Origin of the sequence: Streptomyces violaceorubidus (genome assembly GCF_000717995.1) — a bacterium.
GTDB classification, from domain to species: Bacteria; Actinomycetota; Actinomycetes; order Streptomycetales; family Streptomycetaceae; genus Streptomyces; species Streptomyces violaceorubidus.
In genome coordinates this window covers 1-277 of sequence record NZ_JODM01000201.1, presented here as the reverse complement: position 1 = coordinate 277, position 277 = coordinate 1, and the positions used below count along the sequence as shown (strand labels likewise).

The window sequence follows — 277 nt, the reverse complement described above, 5'->3', positions numbered from 1 at the left end:
GCCGAAGGCGAGGGCCTGGGTCTGCGCGAAGAAGTTGGCCATCAGCAGGTCGTGCTGGGCCTTCAGTTCCTCGCTCAGCTCGCCCACGGGCCGCGCGAAGCCGATGAAGTCCGCCGGGATCAGCTTGGTGCCCTGGTGGATCAACTGGTAGTAGGCGTGCTGCCCGTTGGTGCCGGGCGTGCCCCACACCACCGGTCCGGTCTGCCACCGCACCGGGTTCCCGTCGCGGTCCACGGACTTGCCGTTGGACTCCATGTCCAGCTGCTGGAGATAGGCG

At 67.9% G+C, this 277-nt stretch carries 1 pseudogene; it reads right to left on the bottom strand.

Annotated features, from left to right (window positions below):
• A pseudogene (locus IE94_RS36895) lies at positions 1–277 on the bottom strand (glucose-6-phosphate isomerase); the annotation flags it as partial.